Origin of the sequence: Nocardia bhagyanarayanae, assembly GCF_006716565.1 — a bacterium.
GTDB classification, from domain to species: Bacteria; Actinomycetota; Actinomycetes; order Mycobacteriales; family Mycobacteriaceae; genus Nocardia; species Nocardia bhagyanarayanae.
This window is the reverse complement of record NZ_VFPG01000001.1, coordinates 3,902,547-3,926,890: the sequence shown is the minus strand read 5'-3', so window position 1 is coordinate 3,926,890 and position 24,344 is coordinate 3,902,547. Positions and strand designations below refer to the sequence as shown.

The window sequence follows — 24,344 nt, the reverse complement described above, 5'->3', positions numbered from 1 at the left end:
CCGTAATCGGGCATCGAACGTAATGGCATCGAGGCGTCGAACCACAGCGAATGATTCTTTCAGTCGAGCCGATCGCTATACGCGCCCGATATCTATGTGGCGGAGCCGGGGAGCGCCGACTATCACTTTCGAAAAAATAAACGCTATTACGCGACGCGGATCATGGTTTCGGGGGTGTCCCGTACCAATCAGTCGGCTTATACTGGGGCGCGGTCGGGTCTGGAGGCAAGTGATGACCGCGCGACCGCAGTTCCCGCCCGACCAGAGATCAGACGGGAACTCCGAGCCCGACGTGTCGGTCACTCAGCTGGTGCCGCTGTCCGCGGGGCAGCGGGGGCTGTGGCTGGCACAGAAATTGAGCCCGGATGTGCCGATATGTGAGGCACAGTATCTCGAGTTCCATGGGGATCTGGATCTCGACTTACTTCGCGAGGTTTCGATTCGAGCGGGCCACGAATGCCAATCGGGGTATATGCGACTGGTAGAGATCGACGGTGAGCCGTATCAGTTGTTCGACCCGTCGCTGGATTCGACCGGACCGCTCATCGATATGCGTGGTGAACCGGACCCCGTGGCGGCGGCTTTGGAGTGGATGCGCCGGGAGTACACCTCACCTTTCGATATGCTCCGCGACCGGTTGCTGAGATGGGTGGTTCTGCAGGTCGGGGATCGGCATTTCCTGTGGTACCTCAAGGGCCACCACGTCGCAGGGGACGGCTACGCCGCGATGACGGTGATGAACCGGGTCGCGGCGCTGTACACAGCGGCGGTGCAGGGCCGGACGGCGGAGCCGAACCGGGCCGCGGACTTGCGCACCCTCTACGAGGCCGATCGCAGTTACCGAGAGTCCGAGCGATTCACCAGCGACAAAGCATATTGGCTGGACAGGCTCGCCGACGTCGAGGACGAGTCCAGCCTGGCCGACGGATACGCACCGGCACGCGCGGACAGTGTCGTGGCAAAAGGCGAACTGCCCACCGAGACGGTAGGGCGGATCGCCCATTCCGCGGAGGCGTTGGAGGCGAGCCCGGCCGCGGTGGTGATCGCCGCGTTCGGAAGCTACCTTGCCCGTATGACCGGCCGGGACAAGGTCCTGGTCAATATTCCCGTATCGGGTCGTACCACCGCGGTGCTGCGGCGGTCCGCCGGAGTCTTCGTCAACGTTGTGCCGCTTCCGATTACGCTCGGTACGGACGACACGATCGCGACGCTGGTGCGGCGCGTGCAGTCCGACCTGGTTGGAGCGTTACGGCACCAGCGGTGCGGACTCACCGACATTCGCGCCGCCGCGGGACACAACGGGCAGCGGCGTTTCGCGGGCCCGCTGGTGAATGTCATGTTCTTCCACCAGGAACTCCGGCTCGGGTCGATGACCGCGGAATTCCATATTCTCAGCTCAGGGCCGGTCGAAGATTTGCTTGTCGACCTCTACCAGGCCGGAGACCCGCCGCAGACGATCCTCCACTTCATGGCCAATCCCAACCTCTACACGGGCCCTGAACTATCGGCGCATTACACCAGATTCGTACAGTTCCTCGACGAGTTCGCCGCCGCCGCACCGGACACCGAACTCGAGCGGGTCCACCCAGACAGCGTCCGCCACGGCGCCGGGATACGGCGCCGCCGCGAGAACCTGGCGTTCTGGCGAGCCACGCTCGCGGACCTTCCCGAGGAGCTCCGTCTCCCGGTGGACAGGGCACGGCCGGTGATGATGTCGGATCGGCGGGCCACCCTCAGCTACCCGATGGGCGCCGAGTTGGTTCGGGCGTTGGAAACGCTCGCGCGGCAGCGTGGTTCGCCACTGTTCATGGTGATCCATGGTGCGTTGGCGGTCCTGCTCGCCCGGTTGAGCGGTTCGACCGATATTCCGATCGGCACGCCGGTCGCCGTACGCGGCGCGACCGAATTCGACGACGTGGTCGATATGTTCGTCAACACCCTGGTGTTGCGGACGGAGGTCGATCTCGACGAGTCGTTCACCGACCTGCTCGGCCGGGTCGGACAGCTCGATCGGGATGCCTTCGGGCATGCCGATCTTCCGTTCGAGCAACTGGTGGAGCGACTCGATCCGCAGCGGTCGCGGTCGCGACACCCGCTGGTCCAGGTGATGCTGGCTTTCCGGAATCTGGAGCGGGTGGCGCTGGAGTTACCAGGTCTGGATGTGTCGGTCGCCGAACTCTCCGACGAGGTAACTCGTTTCGACCTGCGGGTCGTGTTGTCGGACGATCATGACAGTGGCGGCATGGCGGTAGCGGTCACCTATGCCACTGATCTGTTCGATGCCGCGACGATCGATTCTTTCGCACACCGGTGGATCCGGATACTCGAGTCGATAGCCACCGACCCCACCGTTGCGGTGGGGGGCATCGAGGTGCTCGAGCCTGCTGAGCGAGCCGATCTGGTGTCGCGCTCTGGTGCGCCCACGGCCGCGCCCACTACTTTGGCCGACTTGGCGACCGCGGCGGCCGCACGGGATCCCGACGCCGCAGCGATCGTTTTCGACGGGCGGCAGCTGACCTATCGAGAGGTGGACGAGCGTTCGAATCGGTTGGCTCGGTTACTGATTCAGCGAGGTGTCGGTCCGGAGGATGTTGTCGCGATCGGTATTCCGCGCTCCCCCGACTCGGTACTCGCGGTATGGGCGATCGCCAAGTCGGGCGCTGCTTTTCTGCCGATCGACCCGACGTATCCCGTCGAACGCATCACCCACATGCTGACCGATTCCAAGGCGTCGATCGGTCTGACGGTGACCTCCGCGCGAACGCGATTGCCCGACGACATCGACTGGTTGATACCGGAGGACCTCGGCGAGGCCGAGGACCGTCCTGTCACCGACGATGACCGGGCACGCCCGCTACGTGTCGATGACGTCGCCTATGTCATCTATACCTCCGGATCGACCGGACTGCCCAAAGGCGTCGCGGTCACCCACCGCGGGCTCGGCAACTGCGCCGCCGAGCACCGCGATGCCTTGCACATCGAATCCGATTCTCGGATAGCGCATTTGGCTTCGCCGAGCTTCGACGTGTCGGTACTGGAATTGTTGTTGGCGTTGTGCGCGGGCGCCACGCTGGTCATCGCGCCCAGCGATGTCTACGGTGGCGCCGAACTCGGCGAACTACTCGACCGCGAGCACGTCAGCCACGTCCTGATCACGCCAACGGTGTTGTCCACGATCGACCACAATCGTTGGCCGCTACCGGATTTGCGATACCTGCTGGTCGGCGGCGAGGGCTACGGCACCGAGTTGGTCGAGCGATGGGGCGACTACGGCCGGAACATATTCAACGAATACGGGCCAACAGAGGCCACCATCGCCGTGACGCTGACTTCCCCGTTGGTGGCGGGTGAGCTGGTTACGATCGGTGGCCCGATTCGCGGTGTCTCGCAATGGGTGCTGGATCAGCGGCTGCAACCGGTGCCCGTTGGTGTGGCGGGTGAGTTGTATGTCGCGGGCCCCCTGCTGGCTCGCGGATACCATCGCCGGGCAGCTTTGACGGCCGAGCGTTTCGTGGCGTGTCCTTGGGCGCCAGGCGAACGGATGTATCGCACGGGGGACGTGGTCCGGTGGACAGCCGATGGAACGCTCCAGCATCTCGGCCGATCCGATTTCCAGGTCAAGATTCGCGGTCTGCGCATCGAGCTCGGCGAGATCGATGCGACGCTCGCCGCCCACGAAAGCGTCGGCTTCGCCGTGACCATCGGCCATCGCAACGATTCCGGGGGCGAGTCACTGGCTTCGTATGTTGTTGCCGCGCCCGGTGCTTCGATCGATACGACGACCCTGACCGAGTACGTGGCCGACCGGTTGCCGTCCTATATGGTCCCGTCCGCGATCATGGTGCTGAAGCGTATTCCCTTGACGCCGGTGGGCAAACTGGACCGCAAGGCCCTACCGGATCCGGTATTCACCGACTTCAAGGCGTTCCGTTCACCCCGGACGCCCCTCGAACGCAGGATCGCCGAATCATTCGCCGAGGTATTGAGAATCGATGCCGTCGGCCTCGACGATTCGTTCTTCGCCCTCGGCGGGGACAGCGTGGTCGCGACCCGGGTTGCCGCGCGACTCGGGGCCGCGCTGGGTACCGAGATTCCGGTGCGGCTGTTGTTCGAGGCGCCCACGGTGGCGGCGCTCGCTACCCGTATCGAGCAGCATTCCGGCACGGGGCGACAACGCCCACCGCTGATCGCCGGACCGCGCCCGGATCTGGTGCCATTGGCTCCGGCCCAGCAACGGATGTGGTTCTTCAACCAGTACGACATCAGCTCGGGGGCATACAACGTGCCGATCGCCATTCGGTTGCGTGGCGAGTTGCGCGTGGACGCCCTGCGATCGGCCATGGTCGACGTGCTGCGCAGGCACGAGTCTTTGCGGACACGGTACCCGGACCACGACGGAATGCTGATCCAGCTGATCGAACCCGCCGACGAAATAGACGCCGAGCTGGCCTTGGTGCCGGTTCCGCCGAGCGAATTGGCCGCGGCGGTAACCGAATTCGTCAGCGAAGGCTTCGACGTGAGCACCCGGGCGCCGGTCCGTGCCCGATTGTTCCGCGCTGCCGGTAGCGAGGAGCCCGACTACGTGCTGGCCGTCGTGGTGCACCACATCGCCGCGGACGGTTTCTCCATGGCACCACTGGCCCGCGATGTGACGACTGCGTACACCGCGCGGATCCACGGAGAAGCCCCTTCGTGGACACCGCTGCCTGTCCAGTACGCGGATTACGCCCTGTGGCAACGAGCTACCCTCGGCTCGCCCGACGATCCGGAATCGCTGGGCGCCGAGCAGATCCGGTACTGGACCGAAACTCTGGACGGGGTTGCCGAAGAGCTTGGTTTGCCTGCCGACAGGCCACGGCCGGTGGTGGCGTCCAATCGGGGTGCCACCATCGACTACACCTTGGACGCCGAATTGGTGCGGGCGCTGGAACAGCTCGCGCGACAACATAATTCGTCACTGTTCATGGTGATCCACGGCGCACTGGCGGTGCTGCTCGCCCGGCTGAGCGGTACCACCGATATCCCGATCGGCACACCGATCGCCGGGCGCGGCGCGGCGGAACTCGACGACGTGATCGGCATGTTCGTCAACACCCTGGTGTTGCGGACCAGAATCGATCTCGATGAACCGTTCGCCGACCTGCTCGATCGGGTCAGGCAGATCGATCTGGATGCCTTCGGACACGCCGACGTGCCGTTCGAGCAACTGGTGGACCAACTCGCTCCCCAGCGGTCCCAGGCCCGGCACCCGCTGTTCCAGGTGATGCTGGCCTTCCAGAATCTGGAAAAGGTGAAGCTCGAACTGCCCGGGCTCGATGTATCAGTGGTCGACCTCCCCAACGAAGTGTCTCGTTTCGACCTGCAGGTCGTACTGTCGGACAACCACAACGGTGGCGAGATGGCGGTGGCGGTCACCTACGCCACGGATCTGTTCGACACCGCGACGATCGACTCCCTCGCACACCGGTGGATCCGGATACTCGAGTCGATAGCCACCGACCCCACGATTCCGGTCGGGATGATCGAGGTGCTCGAGGTCGCCGAACGTGCCGATCTGCTGTCGCGCTCCGGTGCGCCCGCGGCGGCGCCCGCCACACTGGCCGACCTGTTGACCTCGGCGGCCGCAAGGGATCCCAAGGCCACAGCGATCGTTTTCGAGGGGCGGCAGCTGAGCTATCGAGAGGTCGACGAGCGTTCGAATCGGTTGGCCCGGGCACTGATTCAGCGAGGTATCGGCCCGGAAGACATCGTCGCGATCGGCATGCCCCGCTCCTTGAATTACATACTCGCGGTATGGGCCGTCGCCAAATCGGGCGCTGCTTTCCTGCCGATCGACCCGACCAATCCCGTCGAACGCATCACCCACATGGTGACCGATTCCAAGGCGGCGATCGGTCTGACCGTGACATCCGCGCGAGCACAACTGCCCGACGACATCGACTGGTTGACATCGGAGGACCTCCCCCAGGCCGAGAACGGCCCCGTCACCGACAGCGACCGGGTACGCCCACTGCGTGTCGACGATATCGCCTACGTCCTCTACACCTCCGGATCGACCGGACTGCCCAAAGGCGTCGCGGTCACCCACCGCGGGCTCCGCAACTGCGCCACCGTGCACCGGCATTTCATGAGAATCGAATCGGGTTCTCGTATCGCGCATTTGGCTTCGCCGAGCGTCGACGTGGCGGTACTGGAATTGCTGGACGCGGTGTACTGGGGCGCGACCATGGTCATCGCGCCCAGCGATGTCTACGGCGGCGACGAACTCGGCGAACTACTCGACCGCGAGCACATCAGTCACGTCCTGATCACACCTTCGGCGTTGTCCACGGTCGACCACAATCGTTGGCCGCTACCGGATTTGCGGAACCTCCTGGTCGGCGGCGAGGACTGCGGCATCGAGTTGGTCGAACGCTGGAGCGTCGACGGCCGGAACATGGTCAACGAATACGGCCCCACCGAGGCCACTATCGCCACGACGCTGACCTCACCGATGAGGGCAGACGAACCGGTCACCATCGGTAGCCCGATTCGCGGCGCCTCCGTATGGGTGCTCGATCAACGACTACAACCCGTATCGGTCGGCGTGACAGGCGAATTGTATGTCGCGGGCGTCTTGCTGGCCCGCGGATACCACCGCCGGGCGGGCCTGACCGCCGCGCGCTTCATCGCATGCCCATGGGCGCCCGGCGAACGCATGTACCGCACGGGAGACTTGGTCCGATGGACGGCCCAGGGAACGATCCAACATCTCGGCCGGTCGGATTTCCAGGTCAAGATTCGCGGTCTGCGCATCGAGCTCGGGGAGATCGATGCGACGCTCGCCGCCCATGAGACCGTCGATTTCGCCGCCACGATCGGTCACCGCGGCGATTCCGGGACCCAGTCGCTGGTTTCGTATGTCGTTGCCGCGCCGGGCAACTCGATCGACACCTCGCTGCTGACCGATTATCTCACCGGCCGGTTGCCGTCCTATATGGTCCCGTCCTCGATCATGGTGCTGGAGCGGATTCCCTTGACCGCGGCGGGCAAGCTGGATCGCAAGGCGCTACCGGATCCGGTATTCACCGGCGACAAGCCGTTCCGAGCACCCGAGACACCCCTCGAGCGCACGATCGCCGAAGCGTTCGCCGGTGTATTGGGTATCGACACGGTCGGCCTCGATGATTCGTTCTTCGCCCTCGGCGGCGACAGCATCATGTCGATCCAGCTGGTCACTCGGGCCGGGGCGGCGGGTGTGGTGTTCTCCGCGCGCGACGTGTTCGAGCGCAAAACCGTTGCCGGGCTGGCCCAGGTCGCCGTCCGCGACAGCACCGCGGCGACCTCCCTTCCGAAGGAACTGCCAGGCGGGGGTGTCGGGCCAATACCGGCGACGCCGAACATTCGACGGCTGATCGAACGCGCGGAGTCCGGGTTCGACCGCTTCTCGCAGGCAGTGATGCTGGCTCCGCCTGCGGGGATCGACCAGCAGCGCCTGACGGCGGCGGTGCAGGCGGTACTCGATCGGCACGACATGCTGCGCGCGCGGTTGCGCCCGGGCGACGAGGACAGCTGGACGTGGGAGGTGCTGCCGGTCGGGAAGATTCGAGCCGAAGCCGTCGTCCATCGGGTCGCGATGGCGGGGAAGCCGGGAAGCCTCGAGTTCCGTGCGTCGGCGGCAGCGGAGTTGGATGCCGCCGCGAGCAGGCTCGATCCGGGCGCCGGGATCGTGATGCAGGTGGTCTGGTTCGATCCGGTCGACGCGGCGGAGTCGAGCAGAGCGCTCGTGCTGGTGCATCGTTCGGCGATCGACAGGGCGTCCTGGCGGGTGCTGGTTGCCGACCTGGCGGTCGCATGGACGCGGATCGAGTCCGGCGAGCCACCCGATCCGGCCCCGGTCGGGACATCGATGCGCAGGTGGGCGCACGGGTTGGTCGAGGCGGCCCAGCGCCCGGAGCGGGCCGCCGAGCTCGACCTGTGGCGGGGGATGTCGGTCGGGGACGATCCGGTGATCGGGTCCCGGCTCCTCGACCCCGCGATCGATGTGGCTGCCACCGTCCGCACGGTCGAGGTCGAGGTGTCCCCCGAGGTGACCGAGGCGCTGCTGACCGACGTGCCCGCGGCATTCCACGGCAGTGTGGGCGACGGGCTGCTGGCCGTGCTGGCGGTAGCGGTGACGAAGTGGCGGCGCGAGCGTGCGACGGACGCCTCCGGCGGCCCGCTCGCGGACATGGTGATCGATCTCGAAGAGCACGGCCGTGCGGACGGCGCCGTTCCGGGCTCGGACCTGGCTCGGACGGTCGGCTGGTTCGCCACGAGTTTTCCGATGCGCCTTGATCTCTCGGGCATCGATCTCGACGACGCGTGCGCCGGTGGGCCGGCTATGGGGGCAGCGGTCAAGTCCGTCAAGGAACAACTGCGCGCGGTCCCCGACCACGGAATCGGCTACGGCTTGTTGCGCTATCTCAACGAGGACACCGGACCGATTCTCGGGACTCAGCCGACGCCGCAGATCGCGTTCGACTACGTCTCCACGAAGATTCCCGGAGGAATCCGGCCGGCGGGGTGGATGCCGGAGGACCACGACCTCGCGGGCGCCGAGCTCGCCGGTGTGCAGAATCCGGATATGCCGGTGTCGGCGGTGCTCGACATCGAAGCCTTCACCCTCGACGAGGAGGGCAGGCCGCGGTTGCGGGCGATCTGGTCGTATCCCGCCGGGGTTCTCACCGTCGACGAGGTGCGCGAGCTGGCGGAGTCGTGGCGCCGGGTCGCGACCGCGTTGGCGACACATATCCACCGTGCCGGGGCCGGGGGGCGGACACCGTCGGATCTGGATCTGGTCGAACTCGGGCAGTCCGAGATCGAGCGACTGGAAGACAGCTATCCGGAGTTGAGCGACGTCTGGCCATTGACTCCGTTGCAGGAGGGGTTGCTGTTCCATGCGCTGGTGTCCGAGGAGTCGATGGACGCCTACTCGGTGCAGTTGGTCCTCGAACTGGGTGGGCGGATCGACCCGGAGCGGCTGCGCCGGGCCGGGCAGGTGCTGCTCGACCGGCATGCGAATCTGCGCACCGCATTCGTCTCCGACACCGCCGCCGGACCGGTGCAGGTGGTCAACGAAAACGTCGAGGTCCCATGGTCGGAGCTCGACCTGTCCGAGCTGGCGGACGGCGCACGGGAGCGCGAATGGGATCGGCTGATGGCCGCGGACCGGGCGGCCCGATTCGACCCGGCTACTGCTCCCCTGCTGCGCTGGATGCTCGTCACCACGGGGCCCGAGCACTACCGGCTGGTGCTGACCAATCACCATCTGCTGCTCGACGGCTGGTCGACGCCACTGCTCCTGAAGGAGTTGCTGATCCTCTATGCCGCCGACGGCGATGCCGCGATCCTGCCTCGGATACGTCCCTACCGTGACTTCTTGGCGGAGATCGCCGGGCGGGACCCGGCCGCGTCGCTCGACGCATGGGCCCGCGCGTTCGACGGCGCCGACGGGCCGACCCTGGTGGCTCCGGCCGATCCCGGCCGCCCGTACACCGAATCGCGTGCGGTAGTCGGCGAACTGACCGAGGAACAGACCGCGTCGCTGGCCGACCTGGCGCGGGCCCGTGGCGTCACCCTCAACACCGTGGTCCAGACGGCATGGGCGATCGTGTTGGGCGCGTTCACGTCCCGGGAGGATGTGACATTCGGCGCCACGGTGTCCGGACGGCCCCCGGAGATCGCGGGCATCGAGTCGATGATCGGGCTGTTCATCAACACACTGCCGGTGCGCGTCCGCCTCGATCCCGCCGAGAGCTTGGAGCAGTTGCTCGACCGAGTCCAGGCGGAGCAGGCCGGGCTGCTCGGTCACCACTACGTGGGTCTGACCGACATCGAGCGGGTGGCCGGGCCCGCGGCGGTATTCGACACGATCACGGTGTTCGAGTCCTTCCCGATCGATCGCGGCGGGCTGACCGCGGACACCGATATCGCGGGCATGCGGCTGCTCGACGTGAGCAGCATCAACACCGCGCACTATCCGCTGGGAGTGGTCGCGCGGGTCGACACACGACTGCACGTCGAGATCGTCTACCTGCCCGAACTCTTCGATCAGGACACGATGGACGCGACCCTGCGGAGGCTCCTGCGCGTCATCGGCGGCATTGCCACCGACCCGGATCTGCCACTGGCGCGGCTGGATCTGCTCTCACCGGCGGAACACCGGGAGTTGACGCCGGTCTCGGGTGACCCGGCGGTGCCGGAAAAGGTGTTGCCGGAGTTGCTGGCGGCGGCGGTGGACAGGGATCCGGGAGCGGTCGCGGTGGTGTTCGGGGATCGGTGGTTGACGTACGGCGAGCTGGATGCGGAGTCGAATCGGTTGGCCCGCTTGCTGATCGGCTGGGGTGTGGGGCCGGAGGCGAGTGTCGCGGTGGGTCTGCCGCGGTCGGTCGATTCGGTACTGGCGGTATGGGCGGTGGCCAAGTCGGGGGCAGCGTTCGTGCCGGTGGATCCGCAGTACCCGACGAGCCGGATCGAGCACATGCTCACCGATTCCGGTGTGGTGGTAGGGATTACACGGCCGGAGTGGCGTGATCGGTTGCCAGCGACCGTTCCGTGGTTGCTGCTCGGCGAGCCGGAGGTCGCGGCGGCGACCGCGGGGTTGCCATCGACGCCGGTGACCGACGCGGATCGGACATCGGCGGTGCGGGTCGACAATGCGGCGTACGTGATCTACACGTCCGGCTCGACAGGTGTGCCGAAGGGTGTGGTGGTATCGCATCGAGGGCTGGCGAATCTGGTGGCCGAGGAATGTTCGCGGTTCGGCATCGGGCCGAGCGCGCGGGTGCTGCATTTCGCGTCTCCGAGTTTCGATGCGGCGCTCCTGGAACACCTCTTGGCGTTCGCGGCAGGCGGGCGGCTGGTGATCGCGCCCCCGACCGTCTACGGCGGAGCCGAGCTGGCGCACATCATGTCGCGTACGAAGGTGACTCACATCGCGCTGACGCCCGCGGCCTTGGGGACGGTCGATCCCGACGGGCTCGAAGACCTCGGGACCATCGTAACCGGTGGCGAATCGCCTTCACCCACACTGGTGTCGCGGTGGGCGCCCGGCCGACGGTTCTTCAACACCTACGGCCCGGCGGAGGCCACGATCCTGACCGATGCCGGTGCGCCGATAGCGGCAGACGAGGCGGTGACGATCGGCGGGCCGATCCGCGGGGTCGGCCAGGTCGTGCTCGACGCGTGGCTGCGGCCGGTGACGATCGGGGTCGTGGGCGAGTTGTATCTCGCGGGTCCTGGGCTGGCCCGCGGCTACCGCAACGGGATGGGTCTGACGGCATCGCGGTTCGTCGCCGATCCGTTCGCGGGCCCGGGGCAACGCATGTATCGGACCGGCGACCTGGTGCGGTGGCTACGACTACCGGACGGGAGTCTGACGCTCGACTATGTGGGCCGGTCGGATTTCCAGGTCAAGATTCGTGGTTTCCGCGTCGAGCTCGGCGAGGTCGAGGCGGCTCTGGCCGCCTGCCCGGGTGTGGCCCGAGCAGCGGCGAATGTGCACCGGGACCCCACCACCGGCGACCGGTTGATCGGGTACGTGGAGCCCGAGCACCGCGCGGATCTCGACGCGGCCGCGGTCCTCGCGTTCGCCGCGGAGCGGTTGGCCTCGCACATGGTGCCCGCGACCGTGATGGTGCTCGACGCGCTGCCGGTGACGGCGAACGGCAAGATCGATCGCGCCGCTCTGCCCGAGCCCGACTTCTCCACGGGCCGAGCCGAATTCCGGGCACCGGCCACGGAAGTGGAGAAGACGCTGGCGACACTGTTCGCCGAGGTATTGGGTATCGACACGGTCGGGGCGGATGATTCGTTCTTCGCCCTCGGCGGCGACAGCATCATGTCGATCCAGCTGGTGACGCGAGCCAGGGCGGCGGGTGTGGTGTTCTCCGCGCGCGAGGTGTTCGAGCGCAAGACAGTCGCCGGGCTGGCCGAGATCGCCGTTCTCGACGACAGTGCCGCGGCGGCCTCCCTTCCGGCGGAATTGCCTGGCGGGGGTGTGGGACCGGTACCGGTGACGCCGATCATGTGCTGGATGATCGAGCGCGGCGGCTTCGACCGCTTCTGCCAGTGGGTGATGCTCACTCTGCCGACCGGCATCGACGCCACCGGAATCGGCGCCACCGTCCAGGCGGTGATCGATCACCACGACATGCTGCGGGCCCGACTACAGCGGGAACCCGCGCAGACATCGGGGTGGACGCTACGGGTGCAGCCGACCGCGATGCCCGCCGCCGGCTTGATCCGGCAGGTGCCGGTGGATCTGGCACCGGACAGCAGCGCCTTCGCGGCGCTTGCCGACGCCGAGGCGAACGCGGCGGCCGAACGCCTCGACCCCGCGGCCGGAGTCGTGCTGCAGCTGGTCTGGTTCGACTGGGCCGGACAGCCGGGACGGCTGCTCGTCGTCGCGCACCACCTGGTGATCGACGGCGTGTCGTGGCGGATCCTCGTCCCCGATCTCGCTGCGGCGTGGGCCCAGCTCAGTGCCGGGCAACGGCCGCGGCTCGCGCCCGTCGGCACCTCGATGCGGCGTTGGGCGCATGCTCTGCACACCGCCGCCGAGAGCCTCGACGAATTCGACTGGTGGCAGCGCACACTCGCCGCTGAAGATCCGCCGATCGGTGCCCGCCCGATCGATCCGGTCGTGGACGTGCAAGCTACCGCCGCCACCGTCGAGGTGGCGCTCCCTCCCACGGTGACCCGTGCCGTACTCACCACGCTGCCCCGTGCGTTCCGCGCCAACGTGGACGACGCCCTCGTCGCCGGGCTCGCGCTGGCGCTGACTCGATGGCGACGCCGTCACGACGACACCGGCACCGAGACGCTGCTCACCCTGGAAAGCCACGGCCGCGACGACACGGTGCTTCCCGGTGCCGACCTCACCCGCACCATCGGATGGTTCACCACCACCTACCCGGTCCGGCTCGACCTGTCCGATATCGACATCGACGACGCTTTCGCCGCCGGAGGCGCCGCCGCGGCGGTCGTCAAGTCGGTCAAGGAACAGCTCCGGCAGGTCCCCGACCACGGGATCGGCTATGGGCTGCTGCGCCATCTCAACGCCGGTACCGCCCGGATCCTCCGTGAACTGCCCACTCCCCAAGTGAGTTTCAACTATCTCGGTCGGCTCGACACCACCCCCGCGACGTTGCGCGGCATCGGGTGGATGCCCGTCGGCGACGGCCCCGATGGCGGCAGCATCCAGAATCCCGACGCACCCGTCGCAGCCGTGCTGGGCATCAATGCGGTCACCATCGATACATCGGACGGGCCTACCCTTACCGCCGCCTGGGAGTATCCGACCGGACTGCTCACCTCCGCCGAGGTCACCGAGCTCGCGGGACTGTGGCGCGACGCGGTGACCGCTCTGGCCGCACACGCTTCCCGTCCCGGCGCAGGCGGGCTCACCCCCTCCGACGTCGACCTGGTCGACCTCGACCAAGGCGCGATCGACCGGCTCGAGACCGGACGTCCGGCACTGGAGGACATCTGGCCGCTCACGCCGCTGCAGGCAGGGTTGCTGTTCCACGCCCAGCTCGCCGACGGCACCTTCGACGCCTACATCGTGCAACTCTGTCTGGAACTCGGCGGGCGCGTCGACACGGACCGGCTGCGCCGCAGCGCCCAGGCGCTCGTCGGACGGCACCCGAACCTGCGAGCCGCGTTCGTGCGCGATGGCGCAGGCGAAGCGGTCCAAGTGGTGCACCGGCACGTCGAGGTGCCGTTCACCGAGATCGACCTGGCCGGACGCGACGACACGGAAGCCGCGCTCGAACAGCTGATGGACACGGACCGCCGCGCATGCTTCGACGTGACCGCGGCGCCGCTGCTGCGATTCACCCTGATCACCACCGCACCCCGGCGGTATCGGCTGCTGTTGAGCATGCACCACATCCTGATAGACGGCTGGTCCACGCCACTGCTCATCCGCGAGCTGCTGACCCTCTACGCCGCCGACAACGACCCCACGGTGTTGCCTCCGGTGCGTCCCTACCGGAACTACCTGGTGTGGCTGAACAGCCAGGACCGGGACGCGGCGGAAGCCGCGTGGGCGCGGACATTCGAGGGCGCGGTCGAGCCGACTCTGCTGGCGCCCGCGGACCGCGGCCGCCGGCCCACCGTCGCCGCGCGCGAAGTCCAGGTACAGCTGAGCCAACAGCGCACCGCGGCCCTTGTCGCGGTGGCCCATCGACAAGAGGCCACCCTCAACACCCTCATCGAAGCCGCCTGGGCGATCGTGCTCGCCACCTCGACCGCCCGCGAGGACGTGGTCTTCGGTACCACCGTCTCCGGGCGCCCGCCGCAGATCCCCGGCATCGAGTCGATGATCGGGCTGTTCGTCAACACCGTGCCCGTCCGGATCCGGCTCGATCACCGCGAAACCCTGGCCCAGCTACTCCGGCGAATCCAAGCCGAACAAGCCGCGCTGCTCGACCATCAGCACCTCGGGCTCGCTCGGATCCAGCGCGTGGCCGGTCCCGGTGCGATGTTCGACACCGTGACCGTCCTGGAGTCCTACCCGGTCGACCGGGCCGGGCTGTCCGAAGACACCGACATCGCGGGACTGCATGTGCTCGACGTGCACGGACGCGACGCGGCGCACTATCCGCTCGGCCTGGTCGTCCATCAGGACACCCGAGTGCACCTGACCTTCAAATACCTGCCGGAACTGTTCCCACGACACCAGATCGACGCCATCGCCGACCGAATGCTGCGAGTGCTCGGCACCATCGCCGAACACATCGACCTCCCGCTGACCCAGCTGCAGCTGCTGTCGCCGGTCGAACGAGCCACGCTGGTACCAGTTCGCGGTCGGCCCGGTGGTGTGCTGTCGGTATTGCCGCGGGTGTTGACGGCCGCGATGACGCCGGACGCCGAAGCGGTGGTCTGCGACGGCGCGAGGCTGTCCTACCGCGAACTCGACGAGACCTCGAACCGGTGGGCGCGGGTACTGATCGAGGCGGGAACAGGACCGGAATCGTTGGTCGCCATAGCGTTGCCACGCTCCATCGACGCGGTGATCGCCGTGTGGGCGGTCGCCAAATCCGGTGGCGCGTTCGTTCAGATCGACCCCGCCCATCCCCGGGACCGGATCACCGGCATGCTCACCGATTCCGGTGCCGCCGTAGGGCTGACACTCGGGATCCACCGAGACCAACTGCCGGACACCACCGGATGGCTCGCCGTCGACGACCCGTCCTTCACGGCGACGACAGCCTCGGCGTCCCCCGCCCCGATCACCGACCACGACCGCACGAGCACGCTACGGCCACAGCACCCGGCCTACCTGCTCTATACGTCGGGCTCTACCGGAATTCCCAAAGGCGTCATGGTCACTCACAGCGGAATAGCGGACCTGGCCGCCGAAACACGGGAACGGTTCGGCCTCACCCCGGCCTCCCGAGTGCTGGGCGCCGCTGCTCCGACCTTCGACGTCTCGGTCCTCGAATTGGTCGGCGCCGCAGCCGCGGGCGCCACACTGGTCCTCGCACCAGCACCGGTAGTCGCGGGCACCGAACTGGCCGAGGTGATCGAAGCCGAAAACGTCACCCATGCCGCATTCACCCCGACGGTGCTCGCCTCGCTGCCTCCCGGCGAACTCGACACCCTCCGCACCCTGATGGTCGGCGGCGAGACCTGCCCACCGGACCTGGCAGAACAGTGGATACCAGGCCGGACGGTGATCAGCTCCTACGGTGCTACCGAAACCACCGTCATGAGCTGCGCCGGCGCACCGTGGACCCCGAATGGTCCGATCACGATCGGCGGCCCGACCCGCGGATTCACCGCCGTCGTGCTCGACCGCAGACTACGCCCCGTCCCGCTCGGAGTCGTCGGCGAACTGTATGTGTCCGGACCGGGCGTCGCCCGCGGTTACCACAAGCAACCCGCCACCACGGCATCCCGATTCGTCCCCGACCCCTATGGCCCGCCCGGGACACGGATGTACCGCACCGGCGACCTGGTCACCTGGACCCCCGACCGAACACTGCAATACAAGGGGCGCAGCGACCTACAACTCAAAATCCACGGCCACCGCATCGAACGCGGCGACATCGAAGCCGCGCTGTGCAGCCACCCCGACGTCACCCACGCCGCCGTCACGATCCACACCCAGCCCAACGGCGACAGTCAGCTCACCGGCTACGTCGTACCCACCCCGCACACCACACCCGACCCCATCGCACTGACCACCTACCTCGCGGCCCGGCTACCGACCCACATGATCCCGACCAGGATCCTCACCCTCGACCGGATCCCCCGCACTTCCACGGGCAAACTCGACTACAAAGCCCTGCCCGCACCCGACCGGCGACACTCCCGATTCCGTTCGCCGTCCACCCCACTCGAGGCCACTGTCTGCGACGACTTCACCCGGACTCTCGGCATCGAACGAGTCGGCGTGGACGATGGCTTCTTCGCCCTCGGCGGCAACTCGCTGGCCGCCGCCCAACTGGTGGCGCAGCTGGCGGAATCGACCGGCGCCACGGTACCGGTTCAGTGGGTGTTCACCGACCCGACACCGCAATTGCTGGCCCGACGCATCGACGCCCGCCTGCGCGGCCTCGAGGAACAGGATCCCGGCGACGCACTGTCGGTCCTGCTCCCGCTGCGTGCTGCCGGCGCCGATCCACCGCTGTTCTGCGTCCACCCGGCCGTCGGATTGGCCTGGGGTTTCAGCGGACTCGTGCAGCACCTCGATCCCGACCGTCCCGTCTACGGACTGCAGTCCCCGACGCTGACCGACCCCGCGGCGCGGTTCGACACGCTCGATCAGCTCGCCGCCCGCTACGTCCGGGAGATCCGGTCCGTCCAGCCTCGCGGCCCTTACCATCTGCTCGGCTACTCGCTCGGCGGCACCATCGCCCACGCGATCGCCGTCCAGCTCCGCCGCGACGGTGACCACGTCGCGACCCTCGCCATGATGGACACCCGAGTCGTCACCGACCGCGGCATCAGCACTCCGACCCCCACCGCCGTGGACTTGCTGACCGAGTTCGGCGGCCTCGCCGCTTCCGAGCTCCCCGCCGACCTCACCTTCGAGGTCGCGGCCGACTTGCTGCACCGGCAGGGCGGACTCTTCACCGCCTTGACGCCCGAGCATCTGGTGACCCTGCACCGCGACTACACCCGGCTCGCCGACCTCACCCGGAACCACCGGCCCGCATCCTTCGACGGTGACCTGATCTACTTCAGCTCCACCGCGGACCACACCGACGACGGCCCCTCTCCGGCCCTCGCATGGAACGAACACATCACCGGCCGGATCACCGAACACCGCATTCCCGCCCGGCACGAACGAATGACCGAGCCGGACGCACTCCGCGCGATCGGACGTGTTCTCACCGAGCACTTACGGTTCACCGATACCCCCTCGCCGCAGGTCCTCCCCTCGGCCGCCCGCGCCACACAGCAGAATCCTGGAGCTGGGAACGATGGGAGACTACGACGGGCGAGCGAAGCTCGATGATCACCGTCTCGATCGGGCAGCACTTGCATCGGCGGGAGGCCGCTCCATTCTCTCGAAAAGCGCTGACCTGCCGCTTTTGAGTGGTCCCAGCTGGGATCGAACCAGCGATGCCACACTTCTTCCTAGCGCTTCCATCTAGGCCAAAAGTCTGCTCTACCAGGGATTTTCACTTCACAACCCGCATTGCACTACATCGCCGACCGACGGCTCACGCATACCCCACATTCCAAATAGCGGTACTACATCAGCAAAACAAGCACCGAGCGACCACACGCTGATGCCGATGTGGGTGCGATCAGTGAAAGTTCCGAAGCGCGTCTTCGCGGTGTTATCGGTCCCGATGCAGGTGGGCGTCGTGCGCAGCGCGATCATCGGCGAATACCCGGCACTGCGCGCTCTGCTCGGAACCATCTCCGAGCGCCTCACCGACCGGCTCATGCAGGAACTGAACTGCCGCGGCGACCTCGACTGAGAAGACCCCGCCGATGTCGCCTACGACTGGCCCGCAGCGAAAAGCTGGTCGAATAGCGGAGCTGCTAGAGGGCGCAGCCGATCACACGGGCATCCTCGAGCGGAACACCGTGCCTGTTCACACAGTCGATTGCGTCGTCGACCCCCATCAGGCGCCACCCAACCGGTGCGGAGTACTTGAACATGTACACGACCGGGTGCAGGGTGCCTTCCGGTTGGCTCAGCGCCGTCGCATAGTTCCCGCTGCACCGCGCATTCTGGAGATCGGCCAAGGGAATGTCGGGCGATGCCGTCATTCGCAGCGTGGTGATGAGGTATTCGCGGGTAACCACCGCGCAAGGTGCGGCCGTCGTCGGTGCGGCCGTGGTCGGTGCGGCCGTGGTCGGTGCGGCCGTGGTCTCCGGCGCCGACGAGGTAACCGGCTCCGGCTCCTCGTCGGCAGGTGATGTGGTGTCGGCCGTGGGCGCGACGGTTCCGGGGGCGGGGGCTGTGCCCCGAGCGGATGTGGAAACGGTGCTCGATGCCGAAGGGGCGGCATCGGAGGCGCCCTCGCCACCGCACGCCGTGAGAGCCACCGCGAGGGCGGCCGCCGCGGTCGCGAGCAGAACAGATCGGGTCATAATTCCTCCGCACTAGAGGCCGCCCAATTGGCGGCCGCTTCCAGATCATCTGAGCGCGTGAAGATTTCATTACAACCGCGAACTATCGTGGAACTCACAAGACGAATCAGAAGGGGACATCCTCGTGAACACCGACATGCGAGAGCGTGGCCGGGTGGTGCCCACCTCCGCAGGGCTCACCCGTGCCCTGCGTGACCGCAGGAACTCACCATCGTGGAATGGCTCGAGTCACCGGGAGACACGACCTAGTGCGGGATGAGTAGTCATCGATGTCGGCCCATCGCCACGCGAATTGCCCAGCGGTGCGGTAGTTTTCGAGGAATGTCGAAGATCGCTATCGTCACCGGCGGCAATCAAGGCTTGGGATTGGCACTGGTGCGTGGGCTGTGCCGCACCCTCCCGGCGGGCTCGACGGTCTATCTCACCGCTCGCGACCCCGATCGCGGGGCGGCGGCGGTCGCGCTGCTGGAGGCCGAAGGACTGCGGCCCGCATTCGAAGTCCTCGACGTGTCCGACGACAGTTCGGTGCGTGCAGCGGCGGAGCGTATCGCCACCCGGCACGGCGGTGTCGATATCGTCATTTCCAATGCGGCGGCACGTATTTCACCCGAACTCGACAACGCGTCGCAGGTGCGCGGTTTCGTCGACACCAACAACCATGGGACGCGGCGGATGCTCGACGCGTTCCTGCCGCGGCTGCGCGACGGGGCGCGCTACGTGGTGGTGGCGAGCTTTTTCGGGACACTGACACAGCTGGATCCTCGGTTGTGGGAGCGCTTCGATCGTCCGGGTATCTGCCTCGGCGACATCGACCGCGTGATGGACGAGTACGTCGATGCGGTGGAAGCGGGGCGCGCGGCAGACGAGGGCTGGCCCGAGTGGATCAATGTGCCGTCCAAGGTCGGACAGGTTGCCGCCGCGCGGATCGCGGCGCGTGACCTGCCGCCCGAGCGCGACATACTGGTGAACGCCGCATGCCCGGGCTTGGTCGATACCGACGCTTCGCGCCCCTGGTTCGACAACATGGACCAAGCGCTCAGCGCCGACGACGCGGCGATCGACGTCAACTGGCTGGCCACGCTGCCCGCCGGGACCACCGAGCCCCGCGGTGAATTGGTCCAGTACCGCAAGGTGATTCCGTTCCGCTGAACGCGAGCATCCCCCGCCGGGACGGCGAAGACACAGTCAGTGACGGCCGGAGGATGTGGGGGCATCCATGAGATGTTCACGGCCCCAAGCTTCCAAAGGCAGCAGGGCGTTGTTGAGCAGTTCGCCCAGCGGGGTCAGCGAGTATTCGACGCGGGGGATCACCTCGTCGTACACCTCGCGGTGGACGATCCCATCGGCCTCCAGCTCCCGCAGTTGCGTGGTGAGGACCTTCTCGGAGACACCCGGTACCTGGCGGCGCAATTCACCGAATCGGTGCGGGCGCTCGCTCAGCGGCCACAGGATCATCATCTTCCACTTGCCGTTCAGTACCGAGAGGGTGGCGTCGAGCCCACACGTGTACGCGCCCGGCCTGCGTCCGATCGGCACGTCTGCCCCTTCCATTACCTGTTCTCTTTCCCGGAAGTGCGTACCCACTTCCATGTGCGTACTTGTTCGATCCGGATGCCTGGCCAAGAGTAGCCGTCATGTCCGATCACTCGAAGAAGTCGCTAACTGTCCTCGGCCTCGGCGATATGGGCTCGGCCCTGGTTCGCTCGTGGCTGGCCGTGGGGTACGCCGTCACGGTCTGGAACCGCAGTGCCCGGCCGGCTCCGGAGGGGGCCGTCGTCGCGTCCACCGTCGCCGACGCCGTCGCCGCGAACTCTCTCGTTGTCGTGTGCCTTCTCGATGACGCGTCGGTTCGCGCGACACTGGACGGCATCGATCTGACCGGTCGGGACATCGTCAACCTGACTACCAGCACCCCCGCCGAGGCCCGCACGCTGTCCGACTGGATCGCCGTGCGCGGCGGACGTTTCCTGGACGGCGGGATCATGGCCGTTCCATCGATGATCGGTGTCGCCGACTCCGGTGGGTACGTCTTCTACAGCGGCTCGGCCGAGCTGCACGAGACTCACGCCGAGGCTTTGGCCGTACCCGCCGGTGTCACCTACGTCGGCGCCGACGCCGGGTTCGCGGCTCTCTACGACATCGCCCTGCTCAGCGCGATGTGGGGCATGTTCGCCGGCGCCACGCACGCGTTCGCCCTGATACGTGCGGAAGACATCTCGCCGGTGGAGTTCGCCCCCCTCCTGGTCGGCTACCAGCAGGCGATGGCCGGATATGCGTACGGCACCGCCGCCCAGCTGGCGAGCGGCGACTACGCCGAGGGCGTCGAGTCGAATCTGGCGATGATGGTCACCACGAACGGGACATTGCTGCGTACCGCTGCCGAGCAGGGCGTGAGCCCCGAACTCCTGACGCCATTCATGGCACTGATGGAGCGGCGGGTCGCCGAGGGCGGCGGGAAGGAGTCGACCACCGGCGTCGTCGACCTCCTGCGACGCTAGGGGCCCCGCCCGTTCGGCAGCATCCTTCGGCATCAGCAGGCTCAGCCGCGGCGCAAGACTGACACTGCACCTGTCTGACACATCGACCGCGGCGAGCACACCTCGATCAGGACTGGCTTCGGACGCGCCGGCTGGAGGCTTTCGATCACCGCCGTACCGGTCGGGTCGAGTGCGCGGGCGCTCGAGACCAGGACCTCGAGCCAGGGGATTTGGGCGCACTCTTGGGGTGAAACCGAAGCTGGTTGCCCATAACTCGGCACGGCAAGCCGAAAACTGCTGCGCGGCAAGACCGGGACCGAACACGGCGGGCAACTTCTGCGCTTAGCCGTCAGCCCGGTCGACTTTGCACCCTGCCGATGCCCAACGATCGGGATCGGTATCCGATCTCATTGCCGATGACCACACGGTGACCATCGCACTTTGATCTGGCTGTCGCGGTTGCGGGCGACGGGCTCATCCGAGCCTGCGCAGGGAACACTTCGCTGACCCGGATCTCATTCCGCGTGCGCGGGGAGCACTGGCAGTTTGCATAGGGGTAACGGCCTTACAGGGCTCATCCTCGCGTGCACGGGGAGCACCAGTTCGGCGGTAGCGCCGACGGCGCGGCCGCGGGCTCATCCCCGCAGCGGGGAGCAAGACGTGTCGATCGAGTTCGCAGCTGAGCGCGCCAGTGTGACCAAGGACACAAACAGACGGATGATTGCCGATGGCACTCCGCCGGCCTACAGATTCAGGGGGCAGATACGCATTGCACTCGAAGACATCGATGCTGCTATGCGCCCGCTGCGCTGAGGTACGGCGCCGGAGCCCTCGGCACCGACCAGTCCAGCCCTGACAACGTCTCATTCGACGACACCCTCAGCCCAGCACTCCTATCCGGCTGCGACAAAGGTCACATCGGGAGATGGTAGCGACCACTACTTGAGCTGAGGCAAGTGCCAGATTAGATGCTGATTTGTCGCACGTTTATTGCACGCGGTCGGGCTATTTCTCTCGAAATAGCCCCCGACCTGCAGCTTCTGAGTGGTCCCAGCTGGGATCGAACCAGCGACCTTCCGCGTGTGAGGCGGACGCTCTCCCGCTGAGCTATGAGACCGAACTCTCCGTTCGGATGGCGACTCGATGGCCTTCCGAACGAGATGGAACATTAGCACGATCTACCGGTCAGCCACCAAATCGCCACTTGGACAGCACCAATTCGCCCTGTTGCCGGTGAGTCGTCCTGATGCGGATGAGACCGGCCGGACCGTCCCCAATGCCCCCGCCCTTACCCCGAGCGGCCGATTCCGGGCCCTCCTCGCCCCCTCCAGCCGAAGCGACGCCGCGACACACATACCTCCCCAGTCCCTCGCACCCCATCGATCGCATCGGCCACACTCGCAACTTCACCGTTTCCGGCCGTTCTACCAGCGGATTTGTACCTTTCACCGGGCGTCGGCTAATGTTCTGTCTCGCACCGAGGAGGCCGGAACGAAAGCCCCCGAGATGCAAATGCGGATGTAGCGCAGCTGGTAGCGCATCACCTTGCCAAGGTGAGGGTCGCGGGTTCGAATCCCGTCATCCGCTCGAGAGGTAGGGCCAGGCAGTGTAAACAGCCTTCCCCCTTTGCGCGGTGGAGTGGCCGAGTGGTGAGGCAACGGCCTGCAAAGCCGTGCACACGGGTTCGATTCCCGTCTCCACCTCGCGCGATTAGCTCAGCGGGAGAGCGCTTCCCTGACACGGAAGAGGTCACTGGTTCAATCCCAGTATCGCGCACCACCGTCTCACAGATCAGACCCGGTTTCGACCGGGTCTGTTTTTGTTTGTGCCCACGATTGCTTCGAGCGTCTGGGCGAGTGTGGGCCTTCGAAGGCTCGGCCTCGTAGGGCCCGGATTGTCGGAGGCTCTCGTTAGGCTGCCGGTTGTGGCTGGTGAATTGGGGTTTGGTGGCGCGCGGGACGGGGGTTTGTTCGTCGACGACATCCAGGGGGAGGTGTCGTTCGGGCTCGAAGAGGTGAACGAGGGGGTTGCGGGGATGGTGGGGGTATTCGGGGAGCGACGGAAGCGGGATGCGGAGATTTTGGGGTATCGGCTGGGGATCGGCGGGGAGGGGCCGGAGACGTTGGCCCGAATCGGGGCGCGGTTCGATCTAGCGCGGGATCGGGTGCGGCAGTTGCACACTCGGGCTGTCGGGCAGATGTTGCGGGAGGCGGCGCTGAGCCGGGGGCAAGCGGAGGTGTTCGAGCAGCGGTATCCGGTGGATGGGCGGGATTCGGCGCTGACGCGGGCGCTGCTGGTGGAGACGTACGCGACCGATACGGACTTGGCGGCCAACGAGTTGTCGTATCTGAAGCTGCGGCTCGCGGGACACGCGCCGGAGGACGCGAAACGGATCGCCGGGTACGTCATGCAGCGGATCATGGCGTGGCAGAAGAAGACGAACCGGCAGCTGGCGAAGTTGCGCGACGCCGAACCCGCGGCCGCCACGGAGGTCGGTGAGTGGTCGGCGCGCATCGAGTGGACTTCGGGCGCGCCCGCCGCGCTGCCGACGAGTTCCGCGCGGACGGTCGACGGTGACGACGACGGCCGCGGACGGTTCTACCTGGACAAGGTGGGCCGCGACGTCGGCTTCGACTCCGCGCTCCAGGCCAGGCTGCTGCGCACGCTCAACGCGGCCGACCTGGTCGAGACGTTCCAGGAACATCCGGTGGCGGTGCCGTACGACATCGACGGTTCCGAACGCGTCCACTACCCGACCGTCGGCGCACGTCTCACCGACGGACGGGTGGTGCTGATCGATGTGCAGCCGCTCGGCCACGTCGCCTTCCACGTCAACCGCGTCAGGTCCGCGGCCGCCCGAGCCCGCGCACACGCCGAAGGATGGGGGTGGCTGGTCTGGACGGGCAGCCGCCTCGGTCTGCCCGAGCTGGCCCGCCGGGAGGTAGACGCTCGCCACGAGGCCGAACTCGCCGAGCTCATCGAGCGCGGGTCCGTGCCCTGGCACGAAGTACGACGGCTGCACAAGGACAGCGGCCTCGAGCTGCTCGATTTCACGACGCTTGTGCTCCGCAATGAATGGCGTTGGGACCGCGGCCCCTTCCGCCTGACCCGCCCCTGAAGCCCTCCCCCAGCCCCGCCACCAAGACGGCGCACCTGCCAGCACAGCTGTGCACCCGGCTCGCCGCGAGGTGAACGACCGTCACGAGGAAGGGCCCGCCGAACTCACTCGACGCGGCCCGGTGCCGTCTCGCCGACTTCGTCCAACGCGGTCTGATGCCGTGCGGG

The 24,344-nt window shown here is 66.9% G+C and carries 8 protein-coding genes and 4 tRNA genes; 9 read left to right on the top strand and 3 right to left on the bottom strand.

All coding sequences use genetic code 11. The features are described from left to right. Positions 1-94 precede the first annotated feature (94 nt). On the top strand, positions 95-17,491 hold the full coding sequence (locus tag FB390_RS16745; protein WP_185757059.1) for a non-ribosomal peptide synthetase: 17,397 nt from the start codon (positions 95-97) through the stop codon (positions 17,489-17,491). A 298-nt stretch (positions 17,492-17,789) separates the two neighbouring features. Continuing rightward, on the top strand, positions 17,790-17,963 hold the full coding sequence (locus tag FB390_RS16740; RefSeq protein ID WP_185757058.1) for a hypothetical protein: 174 nt from the start codon (positions 17,790-17,792) through the stop codon (positions 17,961-17,963). A 64-nt stretch (positions 17,964-18,027) separates the two neighbouring features. On the opposite strand, the gene FB390_RS34630 is transcribed toward FB390_RS16740, so the two are convergent. Continuing rightward, positions 18,028-18,582 (bottom strand): hypothetical protein, encoded by a 555-nt coding sequence (locus FB390_RS34630; RefSeq protein ID WP_141809765.1) that lies wholly within the window; start codon positions 18,580-18,582, stop codon positions 18,028-18,030. A gap of 321 nt (positions 18,583-18,903) precedes the next feature. Between FB390_RS34630 and FB390_RS16730 the strand changes: the two genes are divergently transcribed. After that, on the top strand, positions 18,904-19,731 hold the full coding sequence (locus FB390_RS16730) for an SDR family NAD(P)-dependent oxidoreductase (protein WP_141809764.1): 828 nt from the start codon (positions 18,904-18,906) through the stop codon (positions 19,729-19,731). Positions 19,732-19,767: 36 nt separating this feature from the next. Here FB390_RS16730 and FB390_RS16725 read toward each other — a convergent pair whose 3' ends face one another. Further along, positions 19,768-20,133, bottom strand: coding sequence for a winged helix-turn-helix transcriptional regulator (locus FB390_RS16725; protein ID WP_185757057.1), 366 nt, complete (start codon positions 20,131-20,133; stop codon positions 19,768-19,770). Positions 20,134-20,216: 83 nt separating this feature from the next. Here FB390_RS16725 and FB390_RS16720 point away from each other — a divergent pair, with 83 nt between their 5' ends. Both FB390_RS16720 and FB390_RS33555 read left to right on the top strand, forming a co-directional pair. Beyond that, positions 20,217-21,080: an NAD(P)-dependent oxidoreductase gene (locus tag FB390_RS16720; RefSeq protein ID WP_141809763.1), complete on the top strand. Its 864-nt coding sequence runs from the start codon at positions 20,217-20,219 to the stop codon at positions 21,078-21,080. A gap of 639 nt (positions 21,081-21,719) precedes the next feature. Beyond that, positions 21,720-21,872: an excisionase family DNA-binding protein gene (locus FB390_RS33555; RefSeq protein ID WP_185757056.1), complete on the top strand. Its 153-nt coding sequence runs from the start codon at positions 21,720-21,722 to the stop codon at positions 21,870-21,872. Between the two features lie 232 nt (positions 21,873-22,104). On the opposite strand, the gene FB390_RS16710 is transcribed toward FB390_RS33555, so the two are convergent. Beyond that, a tRNA-Val gene (locus FB390_RS16710) sits at positions 22,105-22,176 on the bottom strand. Positions 22,177-22,573: 397 nt separating this feature from the next. On the opposite strand from FB390_RS16710, the gene FB390_RS16705 reads away from it, so the two are divergent. The 4 genes from FB390_RS16705 (at position 22,574) to FB390_RS16690 (ending at position 24,177) form a co-directional block, all read left to right on the top strand. After that, positions 22,574-22,646, top strand: a tRNA-Gly gene (locus FB390_RS16705). A 45-nt stretch (positions 22,647-22,691) separates the two neighbouring features. Next, positions 22,692-22,762, top strand: a tRNA-Cys gene (locus tag FB390_RS16700). 1 nt (position 22,763) lies between these two features. Beyond that, a tRNA-Val gene (locus FB390_RS16695) sits at positions 22,764-22,838 on the top strand. Positions 22,839-22,983: 145 nt separating this feature from the next. Beyond that, positions 22,984-24,177, top strand: coding sequence for a sigma-70 family RNA polymerase sigma factor (locus tag FB390_RS16690; protein WP_246124061.1), 1,194 nt, complete (start codon positions 22,984-22,986; stop codon positions 24,175-24,177). The last annotated feature ends 167 nt before the right edge of the window (positions 24,178-24,344 follow it).

Coding starts and splice junctions, on each gene's coding strand:
- FB390_RS16730 (WP_141809764.1), top strand. CDS start 18,904: ATGTCGAAGATCGCTATCGTCACCGGCGGCAATCAAGGCTTGGGATTG.
- FB390_RS16720 (WP_141809763.1), top strand. CDS start 20,217: ATGTCCGATCACTCGAAGAAGTCGCTAACTGTCCTCGGCCTCGGCGAT.
- FB390_RS16725 (WP_185757057.1), bottom strand. CDS start 20,133: ATGGAAGGGGCAGACGTGCCGATCGGACGCAGGCCGGGCGCGTACACG.
- FB390_RS16745 (WP_185757059.1), top strand. CDS start 95: ATGTGGCGGAGCCGGGGAGCGCCGACTATCACTTTCGAAAAAATAAAC.
- FB390_RS34630 (WP_141809765.1), bottom strand. CDS start 18,582: ATGACCCGATCTGTTCTGCTCGCGACCGCGGCGGCCGCCCTCGCGGTG.